Origin of the sequence: Clostridium estertheticum (assembly GCF_011065935.2) — a bacterium.
GTDB lineage: Bacteria > Bacillota > Clostridia > Clostridiales > Clostridiaceae > Clostridium_AD > Clostridium_AD estertheticum_A.
Map to the genome: position 1 here is coordinate 212330 of NZ_JAAMNH020000001.1, position 19371 is coordinate 231700.

Genomic DNA, 19371 nt, shown 5'->3' on the forward strand with positions numbered 1-19371 from the left:
ATAACTAGCGAGTATGCTAGTCTATTTTTTTAGATGTCTAAATAATAAAAAGTTATATTTGTAAATAAATACAGCTTTTTATTATTTAAATTCTATTAGAAAAAACTTTCCATTTTATCGTTGAGAAAATTAGTGGTACCAATATTTATATCAACAGAATCTCCTATTTTTGAATCTTTAGGTAAACGAGAAATACTTACATCCATAGTAGTTCCATCTAAAAAATTTATAAAAGCATCTGTATTGTCCATATCTATTATTTTTCCAAACATTATGAAAACATCCTTTCATAGTTTATAAACTAGTTCTTGTATAGTTTTAGCAAAAATCACTATTATATTCATGAAAGTGATAATGTTTTTGTGCAATAATAAAACAAAGTACAGAGCAGTATTTAAGTTTATTACGTATAGCAGATATAACTAAAAACCACCTATCACAAAGTGATAGGTGGTTTATCTATAATTGATGTATATTATAGATTACTTTAGATTTTGAATTATAATCTAGTAACGTTTGAAGCTTGAGGTCCTCTAGCTCCAGTAGTTATTTCGAATTGAACTTGTTGTCCTTCTTCTAAAGATTTATATCCGTCTCCTTGAATAGCTGAAAAATGTACGAATACATCTTCTTCTCCTTCTACGGATAAGAATCCAAACCCTTTTTCTGAATTAAACCATTTAACTGTACCTGTTTTCATATAACTTTCCTCCTGAATAAAAAAATTTGTAACATTTGTAACATAAAACATTTGTAACATAACTATTATAATACTACACTTTAGTAGATTTTTAAATAGTTTTTCAAAAATAAAATAAATAATCCTATAATTTCTTTATTTATTTACTAAAAATTCTTCTAAACCCAATTTATTTTATTATATTATTTCATAATTTAAAATGCATATAGGCTAGCTTATTTTTATAAAACTATTTTAATTTACAACACTATATTATTTATAATAGTTTTAATAGTGATTGCTTTATGTTCTAAATATAGTTTGGCTTTTAATATTATTTTTATACTATTTAATTTTTTTTAAATTTTTAATGTCAACAGTACAATATGGATAAAAAACCAAAGGATATTGAGATAATCAAAACTTAAATGGGTTTATTATATGATAGAAGTTAATTTTGAAATTGAAATAAAATTTTCACTAGAGTATAATAAGCAAAGTACAAGATATTGTGTTTAGGGAGGCCTAGTTATGCTACATGTAGTCAAAAGAGATGGACGAGAGGTTCAATTTGATTCAATAAAAATAACAAATGCCATAAGAGGAGCGGCGGATGAGATAGCTTTTAACTTAAAAGAAAGTGAAATTATAGAGCTAACTCAAAAGGTGCTTGAAAGAATTGAGGATTTGGACAAGCAGCAACTTTCTGTGGAGGAAATACAGAATATTGTTGAAGATAAGCTTTTAGAAAACGGTCATAAGCCTATTGGAGTAGCGTTTTCTAATTATAGGCGTGAACGTAACAAGATTAGAGAAATAAAATCAGACCTTATGAAAGCTATAGAAAAAATAGGAGTAGAGACAGATAGAGATAATGCTAATGTTGGCAATAATTTTAGTTCTAAGTTACTTAGAATTGCTAGTGAATCTAACAAATGGCATAATTTATCTATGATGCCTAAGCATTTAGCAAAAGCACATGAAAATGGTGATGTATACTACCATGATTTAGATAGCTACAATTTAACTGTAAATTGTTTGCATATACCAACAAAAGAAGTTTTAGAAAGAGGTTTTAATACAGGCTACGGTTATATAAGGCCAGCAAAAAGGATAGAGTCTGCAGCAGAGCTCTCATGTATTTTACTTCAATCAACGCAGAATGATATGTTTGGTGGCCAATCACATCCAAATTTTGATAATGATATGGCTGCATTTATAGAATATACAAGGCAGGAAATAAGGCAAGAAATTAGAGAGCTTGGCGTAGATGAAAATAAGATTAATGAGTTTGCAGAGCGTAAATTAAGAAGAGCTATAGAACAATCCATGCAGGGCATAGTATATAATCTAAATACAATGCATAGCAGGGCAGGATCACAAGTGCCTTTTAGTTCAATGAATATTGGAATACCAGAATCTAAAGACGCGGCACTAGTATGTGAAATATTTTTAACTGAATATGAAAAGGGACTTGGAAAAGGAGAACAACCAGTATTTCCAAATATAATTTTTAGAGTTAAAAAAGGTGTGAATAGAGAAAAAACTGATCCATATCACTATTTATATAAGCTTGCTTGCCGCGTTGCTAGCAAGAGAATGAATCCTACTTTTATGAATTTAGATGCTGATTTTAATAAATTCTACTATGATCAAGGAATTACGCCAGCTACCATGGGATGCCGTACTTATATCTGCTCTAATGTAAATGGAGAGGCGGGAACAAAAGGCAGAGGCAATATTGCACCTGTAACTATAAATCTTCCTAGGCTTGGTATATTAGCTAAGGGGGATGTAGATAAGTTTTATAGATTACTATATGTTAAGTTAGAACTTTCTAGAGAAGCACTTATGCATAGATATGATGTGCTTAAAAAATTAAGGGTTAAGGATTTACCTTTTGTAGCGGGCCAAGGACTAATGCTTGGAAGTGAAGGACTCGCACCTAATGATTCTATAGAACCTATTTTAAAGAATGGGTCATGGGCTATTGGGTTCATAGGTCTTGCTGAAACCCTAGCTGCAATAACCGGTAAACATCACGGTGAATGCGCAGAGTCTAGAAAATTAGGGGTTGAAATAATATCCTACATAAGAAAGTATACTGATAGGTTAATAGAAGAAACTAAGCTTAATTGGAGCACTTATGCAACGCCGGCTGAAGGGTTAAGTGGTAGATTTATACTTCAAGATAAGGCTGTATTTGGTGAAATACCAGGAGTTACGGATAAGGAATACTATACAAATAGTTATCATATTCCCGTAGGGTATCCAATATCCATTGCTGAAAAAATAGATATTGAAGCACCTTATCATAATTTATGTAATGGTGGACATATTAGCTATATAGAACTGGATGATTACCCAACAGGGGAAATTATAATGGACATATTAGATTATGCTTATAAGCAAACAAACATTAGTTATTTAGGAATTAATTTTCATATAAGATATTGTAAAGACTGCGGAACCTATCTCCAAAGTGGGGTTCAAAAATGCACGAAATGTGGTAGTCATAATATACAAGGGATTTCAAGAGTAACTGGTTACTTAAGTTTGGATGAAAGATTTGGTAGTGGAAAAACAGCAGAGAGAGCAGATAGAATATCTCATACTGGGAATCATATAGCTACCTATTAAAAGGCGGTGTACTTTAGTGAAACTTCAAATAGGTGGGTTTTTAGATAATTCACTAGTCAATGGGGATGGAATGAGAGCTGTAGTCTTTGTATCTGGATGCATGCATAAATGTGTGAGTTGCCAAAATCAGGTTATGCAAGGATTTGATTATGGTGATTCTGTTTCAGTACATGATATTCTAAGTAAAATAGCGAAGAATATGCCCATAATAAAAGGAGTAACTTTTTCAGGAGGAGAACCTTTTGAAAGTGCATTAGCACTATCAAAATTGTCAGAAGGAGTCAGAAACCTAGGATTAAATATTTGGTGTTATAGTGGGTACACTTATGAAGAGATAATACATAGTGGAGATAAAGACAAACTAGCTCTACTAAGATACATAGACGTACTTATTGATGGTAAATTTAATGAAGAATTAAAGGTAGGTGCTTGTAAGTATACTGGCTCATCAAATCAGAGAATCATTGATATAGGGAAAAGTATTTTAAAAAATGAAATTATATTATGGGAATAAATATACAAAGAGAAGCCCTCCACTTTTGAAGTGGAGGGCTTCTCTTTTAGATATAATTTAATATTTTGACAGACATTGAGTCCCTTATCTCATCATTAATTAACAGTTTGTTACTATCTATTTTTGTTGCATTTTTCATATACATAAGAAATGTTTCTACCCCATCTAAGGGAAAGGTCACTAGTGAAGTTTTATAGTGCATGGGTATAACTATTTTGGGGTTTATTCTCTTAGTAACTTCCGCAGCTTCCTTGCCATTAAGGGTGTAATTACCACCCACAGGAATAAACAATATATCTACAGTCCCAATAGCATCTATATCGTCATCTGAAAGAAGGTGGCCTAGATCACCTAAATGGCATAAGGTATATTCATCCATCTTAAAAGTGAATATTATGTTATCACCACGTTTTGCACCTTTATTTTTATCGTGATAAGAGGGAGTACCTTTTATAGGTATATCACATAGATAAAACATACCAATTTTATCTATGATTTTATAATTACCATTTAGCTCTTTAGTATAATTATGATCAAAATGTTGATGACTTATGGTTACAATGTCTGGACTACCTTTATAAATTTCATATCCTATAGTAGCATCAAAGGGATCTGTTAAAAGCTTTCTACCTTTTGAATCTTGCAAAAGAAAAGATGAATGACCTAGCCAAGTTATTTCCATGTAAATTCTCCTTTTGTTAAAAGATTTTTAAATATTTTATCTTAAATTGAAACAAATTGTTAAATGGTACGTATTGTATAGTGAGAGAATATTTTATCTGGTTGTTTATCATTCAATTATGGCACATTTCCTTTAGTAATATACTATCTCAAAAGTAAATATATTAAATTTAATAAATCTTTGGAAAATATTAAAAAATATTTATAAACTATAGAGATGGGAATAAAATTGTAGTATAATTATCTCAGGATTAATACCATAATTTACAATCAAGCTTAAGATTATCTAAATAATGATATAAATAAATAAATAAATAAATAAATATGAAGGTTTAGGAGGGGTTATATGAAAAATATCTTTAAAGTATTTACAATTATGATTTTAACTTTTGCATTGCTGATACCTATGCAGACAATAGTTAAGGCTAGTACCTATGTAGATATGGGTCCTAAGACAAATGTGGTAGTTAGCAAACCCTGGACAGTGAGCTTTAATAAATCTTTGAGTTCTACTACTGTTAATGCCACTAACATTAAGGTGCTCGGAGAAAATAATAATTACATAGACATTAATGTTGGTTTAGCTAATGACAATAAAAATGTAATAGTCCAACCTGTAAAAAATTATGAGGCTAATAAGACATATACTTTGGTAGTTACTCAAAATGTTAAATCTACAGACGGAAAACCTCTTCCTAAAGAAGTTAGAATGGCGTTTAATACTAAAAGTGCACCTACAAGACCAAGTGAGGTTACTGTATGTATAGATCCAGCGCAGTACTTTAAAAATATCACTGGTGCAAATGGTGCTAAGGCTAAGGATATAAATTTAAGTGTAGCGTTAAAACTAGGTGCTATACTAAAAACAAGAGGATTCAATGTAGTATATACTAGAACAACTGATTCAGTACCTTGGAGCGTGAGTGGCGAGGATGATGCAAAAGCGGCAATAGCAAAGAATGCAAAGGCTGATGTGTTTTTAAGTATAAATACTAATAATTCTTCAAATACTGAAGCAAGTGGTATTGAAACGTATTACGTATCTGATGTTAGTAATAACAATAAGGTATTAGCAGGTTCAATACAAAGTGAACTTGTAAAAGCAACAGAATCAATTGATAGGGGAATAAAATTAGCAAGTGATACAGCAACTTTTGAAATATTAAAAAAGACAAGCTGTCCCGCAGTAATGATGGAATTAGGGTTTTTAAGCAATCCAGTAGAAGAGAAATTAATAAGCAGTGACAAATATCAAAATAATGCTGCAAAGGCTATGGCTAATGGGCTCATGAATTATGCTGGCTTTGCAAATACAGATGCTAATTATGTTTCTATTTTTGATATATCTTCAGTTGGAGATATAATGGTTAATTTACAACAAGGTAGCACCTATATTTTCCCTAAAACGGTACAAGCTACTATGAGTAATAACGTGGTAAAAGATGTTGCAGTAGAATGGCTTAAAAGTTCAGTTGCTCTAAATGATATAGGTATTTATACTTATGAGGGAGTTATAGCAAATTATAGTAAGACAGTTAAAGTTACAATTAATGTTACTAAAAAGACCTTCAAGATAGTAATAGATCCAGGGCATGGGGGATATGATCCAGGAGCAGTAGGAGCAATGGGAACTCAGGAAAAGGCTATAGTATTACAAATTTCTTTTAAGATAGGAGATATATTAATTAGAAATGGTGTTGAAACTGTATACACAAGAGAAATTGATAAAACACAAAGTCTTCAAGAGAAATGTGATGTTTCGAATAATGCTAAACCAGATTTTTTTGTAAGTATTCATGCCAATGCCGCTACTCCGTCAGCTAGTGGCATTGAGACTTATTATTCTAGTGGGAGTGCAGCTGGGCAAAAGCTGGCTCAAACTGTTCAAACTGAATTAATTAATACAATGGGAAGACTGGATAGGGGAATTAAAACTGCAAATTTTTATGTTTTAAATAATACAGATGCTACCGCTATATTAGTAGAAACATCCTTCGTCTCTAATCTAGAAGAGGAAAAACTACTAATTACCGATGATTATCAAAATAAATTAGCTTTGGCAATTTCAACAGGTATTCTTAAGACTCTAGGAATAACTAATATAGTGCCTTAATTAAAATCACAATAAAAAATCACCTAAATAGTATTTATACTATTTAGGTGATTTTTTCATTACAGTGGATATATAGTTTAGATATCTAATAAATTCTTTTTATAGTTGGTATAACAAAGTCTAAGTTCTTCCATTTGTGCATCTAATTGTAGTTGTAAGGCAGAAAGCTCTTTGTAGTTTTCTATTTTGGAAGCTTCTTTTATTTTAGTAAAAAGGCTAGTCTTAGAATAAGTGTCCTTCATTATAAAGTGTCTTAAATCATTAATTCTTTGCCAATTTGCTAAATCTAAATCTAAAGCCCTTTCTGGAGTATGAATCATTTTAGAATTTCGAATTTCTTCTGCATAAGCATTCAATATTCTATTATTTATTTCAGTAACCCATCTAGTAGTTATTGCCATTTTAAAACTATTTAATAAACTAGTAGTAAATACATCATGAGCCTTAAGAACTTCAAGTTTTTCAGGATATTCATCGAGTCCAAGAAGATTTTCATAAATGGTTTTAGGTGCTTTTCCGAAATACTCCTCACGCTCTTCAGTTGTGTAGAAATCAAATACATTTTCTTCACTTCTGTATGCTCTATGCTTTTCTAAATAATCACTGTCCTCGCCGGGTGCTTTAGATAATTCTTTCAAAAGGTCATCTTCAGATTTATTGTTTTTTATAGAGTATACAAGTCCATCTAGCATTCCCATATATATGGTAGCTAAAGCTAGGTAAGTATTAGTATGTGGATTTGGAGCTCTAAGCTCAAATCTTGTAGCAAGGGGATTATCAAGGTCTCTTATTAGCGCGAGTAGTATAGATCTATTTCTTGAAGGAACATCTACACTATGGCCAAGTGAAGTTACTATGCAAACAGGAGCCTCGAAACCAGGCTTTAATCTTCTTAGTGAATCATTTGTTGGAGAAATAAATGGATTTATTACTTCATAATTTTTAAGTACGCCCATTGCGGATGCATAACCTATAGTGCTTAGGAAGTGTTTTTTAGTTGAAGTAAATAAGTTAACTCTCTTGCCGTTTTTTAATTTTACAGTTACACCAACATGAGTATGTTTACCACTGCCAGCTACATCTTGCACAGGTTTTGCTAGAAAGGTAACATCTAACTTGTTACGTCTAAATGTTTCTCTTACTAAATTTCTGATAAATAGTTCATTATCCGCGCATTGAAGAGCATCAGAAAATTTCCAATCTATTTCAAGCTGTTCCATAATATGCGTTAGAGAACCAGTTTCTCCTAGTTGAGCTTTTACACCACCAACCTCTTTATGTCCCATTTCTGGTTCAAAACCATACTCTCCCATTAGAGTAAGAGATTGTTCTAGGGCAGTTCTAACACTTCCTTTAAGTCTACTCCAATATTGCTCTTTTAGTTCTTGAGAAGTAGATAGTTCCTCTATATCAGCGCTATTGCTATCATTAGGTGTTTTTACCCAAAACTCTAACTCAGTAGCAGAAGTAAGTAGGATTTCATCAATATCTTCATATGAAAAATTAAAGGAAGCTAATGCTGATGGATATTCTTTAAATAAATTAAGAAGGGTTGTTTTGAAAGAGCTAACGGATTTTTTTAAGATAGATCTTGAATCCACTGGAATATTATTATGCAATAATAAACATGGAATCTTTAATGTCCCTACAGGTAGATTTGTTTCACGGTCAATATTTTCATAATTGTAGTCGATGAACCAATTACAATCAAAATCTGCTAGCATGTCTGTTTTAGCATTATTTAGAGTAGCGATTCCAGGGAATACTACGGATGAACCGTCAGTTTGTATAGCCCCCTTAGAGAAACCACTAATGTCATTTAAAAATACAGTCATTGGAATTCTTTCATCGGTGTCATTTCCGGATAGGTCAATACCTACTAGAGAAACGAATTTCACCTCAGCGTGGGCAAGTAAAATTTCTTTAATATCTTTTTCAGAATGATTTTCTTTTGGAATTACATAAATCAAATTTTTCAAAATAATCTTCCTCCTTTAAAATATATTCTTTTTATTTAAAAGCCACGAAAGCGACTCCATTAATATTTTTAGAAATAGAATAATGTTCACATTAAAATAACACTTTCATTTATATATATGGAGATTATTTGTCTAAGACACAACTAAATAAAATGATTTTATTACAATAATGAAAGTATGTCAATACAAAACATCATGAATTATATTTAAATACAAAACAATCAGGCTATTTTGCAAGTTGAGTAAAATATGAATTCATTTTGTAAACGTATTCTAGTCTTATTTTTAATTCAAATTACGGTAAAATTCTTTTTTATCTAATATTATATCACATATATCTATGAAAAAATGCATATTTCATAATGAAAGTTGTAATTATAGCCATAAAACCATAGTATTCACGTACTATTTTAATAAAATAGGTATGAATGTTCGTAAAAATAAAATTTGAATTTTAAGTGTATAGCCTTCTTTATGGAAAATATAAGAATAAATCAAAAAGAAATTGACAATAAAAATTCATTATTATATAATTGTAGGAAGTTCATACTGATTTATAATGTATTTAAATTATTATGAGTAAAAAAGGCACTGATTAGGAAAAGTATTTAAGCAGGTAACTTACAGAGAGTGGGGCAAGGTGTGAACCCATAGTGAAAGTTTGAAGAAAATCACCTAGGAGCTGAGAGCTGAAGATGTAGTAAGCTTATCCGTATTTCTGCGTTAAAGGAAAAAGTATGATAGTACTTTAATTTGTATTTATGATATAGGTGGCATAACGAATTTAACTTCGTCCTATTTAGGATGGAGTTTTTTTATATTTAAAAATATTGTAGCCCGTAGGTTATAAGTAGCTGCTAAGATGATGATCAGCCCCGCAGGTGATAATTTAAATAATTATTCCATAAATTCAACCAAATCTAAGTGCCTATTATTAAGTCAATGAAATAAAGAAAGGAGTTTTATTATGTACAAGAAAAATGACCCTTCAAAAAGTTTTATGGATATAGAAAAAGATATACTGAAGCTTTGGAAAGAAAAGGACATTATCCAACAGAATTTTGATTTAAATGAGGAAGGAGAGTTCTTTACTTTTTATGATGGTCCACCAACAGCCAATGGTAAGCCACATATAGGACACGTTTTAACAAGAGTTATGAAGGATATAATTCCAAGATATAAGGTAATGAAAGGTTACAAAGTTCCTAGAAAAGCAGGTTGGGATACTCATGGACTACCAGTAGAACTAGAAGTAGAAAAAAGACTTGGGATTAATGGTAAACCTGGAATAGAATCATATGGAGTAGAAAAATTTGTAACAGAATGTAAGAATAGTGTTTTTAGCTATGTTAGCATGTGGGAAGAAATGTCTGAGAGAGTTGGATACTGGATAGATATGGAGAATCCTTATGTAACTTACCATAACGATTATATCGAATCAGTTTGGTGGGCATTAAAGCAAATGTGGGATAAGGACTTAGTATACAAAGGGCATAAAATAATGCCGTATTGCCCGAGATGTGGAACATCGCTATCCTCTCACGAAGTAGCTCAAGGATATAAGGATGTAAAAGAAACTTCAGTTTATGTGAAATTCAAAGTAAAAGGCGAAGAGAAGTCTATACTTGTGTGGACTACAACTCCTTGGACGCTTCCAAGTAACGTGGCACTTGCAGTGAACAAAAAATATGATTATGTTGAAGTGGTACAGGAAGATGAAACTTTAATACTTTCAAAAGAATTACTAGGAAAATTAGAGGGAGATTATGAAGTAGTACGAGAATTTAAAGGAGAAGCGCTTTTAGGCCTTGAATACGAACAAATGTTTAAATTCGAAACACCTAAAGAGAAAGCCTTCTATATAGTTCATGGGGACTTTGTAACTCTGTCAGATGGTACAGGTATAGTTCATATTGCCCCTGCTTATGGTGAGGACGATAACATGCTTGGAAAACAAAATGATTTGCCACTTATTAATTTAGTTGATATAGAAGGTAAGTTTATAGATTGTGTTACTCCATGGAAGGGTGTTTTTGTCAAAGATGCTGATGCTAAGATAGTAGAATATCTAAAAGAAAATAATGTCTTATATAAATCAGAAAAATTCACACATTCCTACCCGCATTGTTGGAGATGTGATACACCACTTTTATATTACCCAAGAGATAGTTGGTTTGTAAGAATGTCTTCAGTTAGAGATAAACTTATAGAAAATAATAATAAAGTTAATTGGATGCCAGATAACGTAAGAACAGGAAGAATGGGTAAATTTCTTGAAGGAGTTATAGATTGGAGTATAAGTAGAACTAGATATTGGGGAACTCCACTTCCAATTTGGGAATGTGAATGCGGCCATCGCGAAATGATAGGAAGTATAGCAGAGCTAAATGAAAAGGGAATTGATGTACCAGAAGGAATAGAACTTCATAAACCATTTATAGATAAGGTACATTTAAAATGTCCAAAATGTAATAAATCAATGACTAGGGTAGAAGAAGTTATAGATGCCTGGTTTGACTCTGGGTCAATGCCATTTGCACAACATCACTATCCATTTGAAAACAAAGAAATGTTTGAAGCAAACTTCCCAGCTCAATTTATTTCAGAGGCAGTAGATCAAACAAGAGGTTGGTTCTATACACTACTTGCGATATCAACTACTGTATTTGATACAAACCCATTTGAAAACTGTATAGTACTTGGTCACGTCTTAGATAAAGACGGACTTAAAATGTCTAAGCATACAGGAAATGTGCTCAGTCCATTTACAGTGCTAGATAATCAAGGAGCAGATGCTCTAAGATGGTATTTTTATACTGCTAGTGCTCCATGGCTTCCTTCAAGATTCTATGAGGATGCAGTTATTGATGCACAAAGAAAGTTTATAGGAACACTTTGGAATGTATATTCCTTCTATATTCTATATGCTGATTTAGACAATTTTGACCCAACTAAATATGAGAATTTTGTGTCTGAGAATATAATGGACAAATGGATGATGTCAAAATTAAACTCATTAGTTAAGAGCACAGATGACCATTTAACAAACTATAGAATAACTCAAGGAGCTCTTGAACTTGAAGCCTTTGTTGATGAACTTTCTAATTGGTATGTAAGACGTAATAGATCAAGATACTGGGTAGAATCACTTACAGATGATAAGATAGGCGCTTATATGACATTATATAGAGTTATAACAACTTTTGCTAAAATAGCGGCTCCTTTTATACCATTTGTAACAGAAGAATTATATCAAAACCTAGTAGTTACCTTCGACAAAAACGCTCCAGAAAGTGTTCATTTATGTGCTTGGCCTGAATATAGAGAAGACCTTGTGGATAGTCTTTTAGAAGAAGAAATGGATAAGGCTTATAAAACTGTTAAACTAGGAAGAAGTGCTAGAAATGCTGCTAATATAAAAAATAGACAGCCACTAGCAAAAATGAGAGTTAGTCTTGGATCTCTTCCAGAATATTATGGAGACATAGTAAAAGAAGAACTTAACATTAAGGAAGTAGAGCTAGGAGCTGATCTTTCTAAATATGTTAAATTTGAAATAAAACCAAACCTTCCTGTGCTAGGAAAGCCATATGGTAAATTTATACCTGGCATCAAAAAAGCTATAGGAGCTATGAACCAGATGGAACTTGCTCAAACGATAAATAATGGTGGGGTAGTTACTATAGAGGTAAATGGAACAGAAATAGAATTAAATAGTGAAAGATTACTTGTTACTATGCAAGGGCTAGAAGGCTATGCATTTGCTGGAGAAGGCGAAATGGGAGTAGTCTTAGATACTAACATCACAGAAGAACTCAAAGAGGAAGGAAACGTACGCGAGATCTTGAGTAAAATTCAAAACATGAGAAAAGAAAGCGGTTTTGAAGTTGCTGACAAGATCAGACTGTATGTGTCTGGAAATGAAATGCTTCAAAATATAATTTTAAAATTTGAAGAGCAAATCAAACGGGATACATTATCTGTAGAAGTTGTATACAATGCCAAAAGAGAATACATTGCAGTTAAGATAAATGGAGAAGATTTGGAACTCGCTGTAGAAAAAGTATAATTAATAATTTGGAAGTATGCGATATTTGTCGCATACTTTCTTTTTAATCATAAAGTGAAGATATTATTGTAAAATTTATTTAAATGGGCAACACTATAATTATACTTATAGGTAAAGTTCGTATTATAGCTTGAAATAAGAAGATTTTATAAGTATAATGATATGATGAGTGCTTTCTTAGGACACGAAAAATAATCGGATAAGAAAAAAAATAGGAGTTGAGAAATATGGCTGCTTCAATAAAAGATGTTGCAAGAGAAGCGGGAGTTTCTATTGCCACAGTATCTAGAGTTTTAAATGATATAGATGTGGTAAATGAAGATACGAAGAAAAAGGTAAAGGATGCTATAAAAAAATTATCATATAGACCTAATATAGTTGCTAGAAGCTTAAAAACACAAAAATCTAGTACTATAGGAATAATTATACCGGATATATCAAATCAATTTTATCCGGAAATTGTTAGAGGGTGTGAGGATGTAGCTAATATTTATAATTATAATATTATGCTTTGCAATGCGGATTTAGATGTAGATAAAGAAATGGAAGCACTAAGAATACTTAAAGAGAAAATGATAGACGGAGTTATATACATGAGTAATTCCATAGAGCAAAATATTATAAGTTTAATAAAAGAGCTTGAAATGCCAACGGTGCTTGTAGAAACTACGGATGCTGATGGAATATTTCCTAGCGTTTCTATTGATAATATAACGGCAGCCTCAGACGCAGTAAAATATTTGATAAATAAGGGCAACAAAAAGATTGCATATGTAGGTACCACTACAGATAAAGTTAATGCATTATCTAAAAGGTACACAGGTTACAAAAAAGGATTAGAGGAAATGGAAATAAACCTTGATAAAGAGATAGTTTATTTTGGTGGAGTTAAGGCTAGAGATGGTTATGCAGGAATTAATACTATATTAGATAATGGTACAAAGGTAGATGCAGTATTCTGTGCTAGTGACGAAATTGCTATGGGAGTAATAAATGCACTAAGAGATAGAGATATTAAAGTTCCTGGCGACGTAGATGTTATGGGTTTTGATGATATCTATTCAGCTTCAATATTCTATCCAAAACTTACTACAGTATCTCAACCAATGTATGATATGGGCTCTGTAAGTATGAGAATGCTTATAAAATCTATAAACAATTTAGTGGTTGAGGAAAAACATTTTATATTACCTTATAAAATAGTGGAGAGAGACTCCTGTAAATAATAATAAGTCTTGTTAAAACAGATTCTGTTTTAATAAGACTTTTTACATTATTTGAATGTGACTTATACAAAAGATAATTTAATTAAGAAGTTGGAGGTATTAAAACTTTGAATATTAATAATAAAGTAGAGAAAGTATTTTCGTATTTATTGTGTATTAAAAATATGAATGAGAAAACTATAAGAAATATTAATGAATATGAAAGTGTATATTGGCAAAAAGAACTTCAAAACATTAGCGGATGTACATTTAACTGTGATGAAAATAAGGATTATTGGTTAACTATAGATGGGAGAGCAGAAAAACTATATAATCAGTTTCAAAAAACATATCTACAATTAGAAAAAAACAGTGAAGATTTAGAGATCATTTGGTCAAATGGACTTTTAACTTGGGAAAAGGAAGGCAAAAAAATAGTCCATCCTATTTTTACAACTAAGATGGAAATAAAATTTGACATAGTGAAAAAAACATTTACTCTAAAGCCATATAATAATCAAACCAATGTAGAACTTGAGTTTTTAAATGAATATTTAGAGGTTAACTTAGATAATTTACTAGCCCTTCGCAATAAAGCAAAAGACATGGCTCTAGATGTGAGAAATATCGAAATGGCTTCAAATATTTTTGAAGAGATAGCTATGCTTTTAAAAGCGCACAAGGAAGGCGCTTATATTGAGGATCTAAGTGATGAATCCGATATACTGATTCAATCTAATATACAATTTTACAATGCACCTTGCATAATACTACGCAAGGTGGACACAAGACTCTGGAATGTGGAACTAAATGATGTATTGGCACAAATAAGAGCGGGGTTTCCTATACCTAAAACTATAGAGGCCTTGGTCTCGGATAAAGAAGTAGTACAAGATATTGAAATGCTAGATGAGTGGAAGGAGGTAGGAGAAGATGTGTTATTTCCACTACCTGCGAATCAAGAACAAATGGAAATAACTAAGAGACTTGCTGAGAATTATGGCATTGTTGTACAGGGACCACCAGGTACTGGTAAAAGCCATTCTATAGCTAATTTAATATGTCATCTATTGGCTCATGGTAAAAGGGTATTAGTTACAAGCCAAACAGATAGAGCATTAAGAGTTTTATCTAATAAAATACCAGAAGATGTTAGAGCATTATGCATCAGCATATTGGGAAATGATACGAAATCATTAGAAGAATTGGACGAGTCTGTTAGAAAAATAACAGAAAATTTATCCATGGACACTAAAGAATTACGTAAAGAAATAAAACTCCTAAAATATAAACTTATTAATTGTCGTGAGTCGCAGAAGAATTTATATGGAGAGTTAAAATGTATTGAGGATAGAGAAAATGAGAAAATAGAATATGAGGGTCAAAAATATACCTTAATGAATATGGCTAAGTGGGTTAAAGAGAATGAAGTGGATCATTCTTGGCTTGTAGATAAGCTTTCTTTTAATACGGAAAAGCCACTGGACACTGAGGAGTTTAAAAAGCTAGTTACCTTGTCAAGTATAATTAAAAAAGAACAAATTCATGAAGTAAATAACATGAAAAAGTACATAGAAGTACTGCCTAAAGAAATTGATTTATGTGATAAAACTGCAGAATTATTTAAATTAGAAGAGCAGAAGCAAATTTACCAGGATAATATTAAAGATTTAAATAATGCAAGTGATATAGACTATGGAAATAGAAGACTTCTAAAACTTGTAGATGATGCCATAGAAAGACTTGAAGGATTTGAAAATAACTGGCTAAAGAATGTGATGAAATATTATTATTCTAATAATGAGGCGCAAGGCCTTTGGCAGCAATTAGTACAAAAATGCAATGAATATATAAAAAACATAAATAAAATTAAACAAGAATTAAACAATCACAAATTAGAGCTACCAAAGGATGTTGATATAAACAAATTTAAAGTGGACTTTGATGTTGTAGCAAAAGCAATTAGAGAAAAAGGAAGACTAGGAATCATATTTAAGATGCTTCATGGAAATCTTAAATATTTATTTGAAGACCTTAAGGTGGATTTTGAGCTTATAAATAGCGGAGACCAAATAGTGGTGGTTGATTTATATATAAAGTTACAGTTATTAGAAAGAGAACTCAAAAATTTTTGGAACAATACAGTAAAAGAGTATGGTAGAGTGCTTATAGATGATTCAGATTTGAACTATATAATGGGTGTGTCTGAGGATATTGAAAGTATTCAAACAATTATTGACTTTGACAAAGACTTTAGAAATAACATAATAAATTTTTTACCGGATAAAAATTTTACAGGCAAAAAATTGCCTGGCAATAATTTGCCCGGCAATAATTTGCCTGGCAATAATTTGCCAAGTAAGCTATCTTGGTATGAGAAAGAAACATATATTTATCTTAAAAAGGGATTCGAGAGTTTAAAGTATATAAATGAATATAATAAATTGAACTATGAAATGGAAGAAATTAAGAAAAATTTTCCTAGTGTAGGGTGTTTAGAAAAATTACACAACGCTATAAACAAAAGGTGCATTAATGATATACAAGTTGTTTATTTAGAAATAGATAGTCTAATGAAAGTAGCTCCTCAGGTGTTAGAATTAAAAGAGCTAAGTAATAAATTACAAGCATGTTGTCCAATTCTACTTAATAACATCACAAATGGTGAAGATGAAATTATGAAGAATTTACAGTGTGCAGATTGGGAAAAGGCATGGAAGTGGAGTAAATGGAATGAGTTATTGAGTAAATTAGGTGAGGTCTCTGTAGAAGCCTTAGAGAAAAATATATCACAGGAAAAAATTAAAGAAAAATATATTATAGGAGAACTTGTTTCTAAAAGAAGTTGGTTTAATCAAATAGAGCATACTACAGAAGCTCAAAAAAGAAGCTTATTTACTTGGATGGAAGCTATAAAAAGAATAGGCAAAGGAACAGGTACCCAGGCAGTAAAGTATAGAAAAATTGCACAAAAGGAAATGGACAATTGTAAAGATGTAATTCCTGTGTGGATTATGCCAATAAATAGAGTTATGGAGAATTTAAAGCTTACAGATAATTTATTTGACGTGGTAATTGTGGACGAGAGCAGTCAAAGTGACATATCAGCTATAACGGTTTTGATGCGGGCTAAGAAGGCAATTATCGTAGGAGATGAAAAGCAAATAAGTCCTGAAGCCATTGGGAAGGACCATTCGGTTGTAGAAACTTTAATTAATACATACTTAGAAGATATCCCTCATGCTGAGTGGTTTGATTTAAAAACTAGTTTATACAATACTGCACTAAGAGTATTTCCAAATAGGTTGTTATTAAAAGAACACTTTAGATGCGTGCCTGAAATAATTGGCTTTAGTAATGAATTGTGTTATTCAAACGAAATAATACCTTTAAGAAGAATAGATGCTTTGGAAAAAGTCGGTCCCTTTATAGTAACCTCTAAAGTAATAGATGGATGCAGGGATGGGACTAAGGCTCTAAATATACCTGAGGCAGAGTGCATTGTAGAGAAGATATTAGAGTGTTGTAGTAATGAAAGGTATAACGGAATGACTATGGGTGTTATATCGCTTCTAGGTGATGCCCAAGCTGAATTAATACAAAGCCAATTAGTAGAGAGGCTTGGCATGGAGGAAATGCTACAAAGAAGACTTATCTGTGGAGATGCTTATTCCTTCCAAGGGGATGAAAGAGATGTAATGTTCCTATCTATGGTTATTGCAAATAATGCTAAGTTTGCCGCTCTAACTAAAGGGTCAGACATAAGAAGATTTAATGTGGCTGCAAGTCGAGCCAGAAATCAAATGTGGCTATTTCACTCAGTAGATTTAGAGAACCTTAATAATAAATGTGTTAGGTACTCCTTATTAAAATATTGTTTAGAGCAGAATGAACCAAAGGAAGAGATTAAATCCTTTGAATATTTATTACTAAATGATTTTGAAGAGCATATAGCAGGAAGTATAAAAGGCCTTGGATATAAGCTTACACCAAAAGTTAAAGTTGGAAAATACACTATAGATTTTGTTGTAGAAACAGATTTATCCTCGGAAATGAAGCAGGCTAATTATAAAAAAATAGCAGTGCAGTGTATCGGAATGACTGCGGATGAAGATTATAATTGGCAAAAGCACTATGAAATGCAGATGTGTCTTGAAAGAATGGGTTGGGAATTTTATAAAATACGTGCTAGTGAATTTTATAGAAATCCAAGAGTAGTTATGGAAAAATTGAAAGAAAAATTAAGCGATTTTAAAATGCAAATGTAATAATAGGTATTATGACAGCAATATACTAAAGTATAAATCTTTTAAATAAGAGGGTGAGAGGGATGACTAGCGACGTGAAGAATATAATATGGATGATATGGAGGAATAGCGAAGGTGAATCCTTTAAAGTAGGCGAATTATCTAGACGAGAAGAAAAATATTATTTTAAATATGATGCTTCAGGTGTTAAAAAGGCTGAAGAATATGGATTCTCTCCATTACCTAATTTGCCTAGAATAGATGTAGAGTATTTCAGAGAAGAATTATTTAGTTCCTTTTCAAAGCGTCTTCCTGGGCATGGTAAGAAGGATATAAGCTCTGTTTTGAAGCAATATGAACTTGAAGAATATGATGCCTTTGAATTACTAAAAAAAAGTGGAGGTAAAATTTCAACAGATAACTTTGAATTTATTTACCCACTTGATGAAGAACGCATTATTTTGGATGAGAAATAGATATGTTTAAATATAAAGTGTGTAAAATGAAAATATATGTTTTCATTTTACACACTTTATATTTTTAAAACCATGCAAACTTTAGTATTTAGGAAATATTGAAAATTCATTAAAAGTATCATCTGGGTCTTCCTTATCTGGATATTCATGGTTTTTATCTTTATCATTATCTTTCGGTGCAAAGGGTCCTATAGAACTTACTAACTCTCTAAACTCTCCAAAATAATTCTCTTCAGGCATATCATCATAAGGGTAAGGAGTATCCTTAGGTAACATAGTCTAATTCTCCCTTTCTAAATATATTTTAAAAAGCAAGCAATGAAAAAATTGCTTTTCACTATATATATTGGATAAAAACATATTAAATTATGCAGAAAAATACACACAACATTATTTATTATAAATTGTGCTCACAACATAGACTAAGGCATCATAAAATGAAATGAGTAATAAATTGGGGTGGTATTTTTTGCTATATGTACTAATTTTAGCAGGTGGAAAAGGAACAAGACTTTATCCTCTATCTCGTGCACAAAACCCAAAGCAGTTTTTGAATATTATTAATAATAAGAGCTTTTTAAGAAGCACTGTGGATAGAATAAAATGCTTAGTTAGCAATGAAAATATTTACGTAGTTACAAATGAAGATTATTTCGAAAAAATTTGCAGTGAACTTCCAGAAATTCATAAATCTAATATATTTGTAGAGCCTAGTAATAAGGAGACCGCTACATTAACTTTATAGGTCATTTTTAAAGCGAAAAATCC

12 protein-coding genes, 1 pseudogene and 1 other annotated feature are annotated in these 19371 nt (G+C 31.4%); of the genes and pseudogenes, 8 read left to right on the plus strand and 5 right to left on the minus strand.

The window, feature by feature from the left end; all coding sequences use genetic code 11:
- Window positions 1-95: 95 nt before the first annotated feature.
- Both G9F72_RS01045 and G9F72_RS01050 read right to left on the minus strand, forming a co-directional pair.
- Window positions 96-272, minus strand: a complete 177-nt coding sequence (locus tag G9F72_RS01045) for a hypothetical protein (protein WP_164957020.1) — start codon at window positions 270-272, stop codon at window positions 96-98.
- 227 nt (window positions 273-499) lie between these two features.
- Window positions 500-700, minus strand: a complete 201-nt coding sequence (locus G9F72_RS01050; protein ID WP_071611001.1) for a cold-shock protein — start codon at window positions 698-700, stop codon at window positions 500-502.
- A gap of 510 nt (window positions 701-1210) precedes the next feature.
- On the opposite strand from G9F72_RS01050, the gene nrdD reads away from it, so the two are divergent.
- A complete protein-coding gene (gene nrdD, locus G9F72_RS01055; protein ID WP_164957019.1) occupies window positions 1211-3319 on the plus strand; it encodes an anaerobic ribonucleoside-triphosphate reductase in 2109 nt (702 codons plus the stop codon).
- A gap of 16 nt (window positions 3320-3335) precedes the next feature.
- Window positions 3336-3833, plus strand: a complete 498-nt coding sequence (gene nrdG / locus G9F72_RS01060) for an anaerobic ribonucleoside-triphosphate reductase activating protein (RefSeq protein WP_164957018.1) — start codon at window positions 3336-3338, stop codon at window positions 3831-3833.
- A gap of 46 nt (window positions 3834-3879) precedes the next feature.
- Here the strand turns inward: nrdG and G9F72_RS01065 are convergent, their stop codons facing one another.
- Complete coding sequence (locus tag G9F72_RS01065; protein WP_164957017.1) at window positions 3880-4515, minus strand: MBL fold metallo-hydrolase; 636 nt, start codon at window positions 4513-4515, stop codon at window positions 3880-3882.
- Between the two features lie 345 nt (window positions 4516-4860).
- Between G9F72_RS01065 and G9F72_RS01070 the strand changes: the two genes are divergently transcribed.
- Window positions 4861-6627: an N-acetylmuramoyl-L-alanine amidase gene (locus G9F72_RS01070; RefSeq protein ID WP_164957016.1), complete on the plus strand. Its 1767-nt coding sequence runs from the start codon at window positions 4861-4863 to the stop codon at window positions 6625-6627.
- Between the two features lie 77 nt (window positions 6628-6704).
- Here the strand turns inward: G9F72_RS01070 and G9F72_RS01075 are convergent, their stop codons facing one another.
- Window positions 6705-8609 carry a glutamine synthetase gene (locus G9F72_RS01075; protein WP_164957070.1) on the minus strand — a complete coding sequence of 635 codons (1905 nt, stop codon included), beginning with the start codon at window positions 8607-8609 and terminating at the stop codon, window positions 6705-6707.
- 579 nt (window positions 8610-9188) lie between these two features.
- Window positions 9189-9407, plus strand: a binding site (T-box leader).
- A 166-nt stretch (window positions 9408-9573) separates the two neighbouring features.
- Between G9F72_RS01075 and ileS the strand changes: the two genes are divergently transcribed.
- The 4 genes from ileS (at window position 9574) to G9F72_RS01095 (ending at window position 18603) form a co-directional block, all read left to right on the plus strand.
- Window positions 9574-12675 (plus strand): isoleucine--tRNA ligase, encoded by a 3102-nt coding sequence (gene ileS, locus G9F72_RS01080; protein WP_164957015.1) that lies wholly within the window; start codon window positions 9574-9576, stop codon window positions 12673-12675.
- A 227-nt stretch (window positions 12676-12902) separates the two neighbouring features.
- The gene (locus tag G9F72_RS01085) at window positions 12903-13901 is read left to right on the plus strand and encodes a LacI family DNA-binding transcriptional regulator (RefSeq protein ID WP_164957014.1); all 999 of its coding nucleotides are present in this window, start codon (window positions 12903-12905) and stop codon (window positions 13899-13901) included.
- Window positions 13902-14008: 107 nt separating this feature from the next.
- Complete coding sequence (locus G9F72_RS01090; protein WP_164957013.1) at window positions 14009-18148, plus strand: AAA domain-containing protein; 4140 nt, start codon at window positions 14009-14011, stop codon at window positions 18146-18148.
- Between the two features lie 74 nt (window positions 18149-18222).
- Window positions 18223-18603, plus strand: a complete 381-nt coding sequence (locus G9F72_RS01095) for a HipA N-terminal domain-containing protein (protein ID WP_164957012.1) — start codon at window positions 18223-18225, stop codon at window positions 18601-18603.
- 81 nt (window positions 18604-18684) lie between these two features.
- Here the strand turns inward: G9F72_RS01095 and G9F72_RS01100 are convergent, their stop codons facing one another.
- Entirely contained in the window at window positions 18685-18879 is a 195-nt protein-coding gene (locus G9F72_RS01100) for a hypothetical protein (RefSeq protein WP_164957011.1), read from the minus strand.
- A 193-nt stretch (window positions 18880-19072) separates the two neighbouring features.
- Between G9F72_RS01100 and G9F72_RS01105 the strand changes: the two are divergent.
- Window positions 19073-19336: pseudogene (locus tag G9F72_RS01105) on the plus strand (sugar phosphate nucleotidyltransferase); the annotation flags it as partial.
- Window positions 19337-19371: the final 35 nt, after the last annotated feature.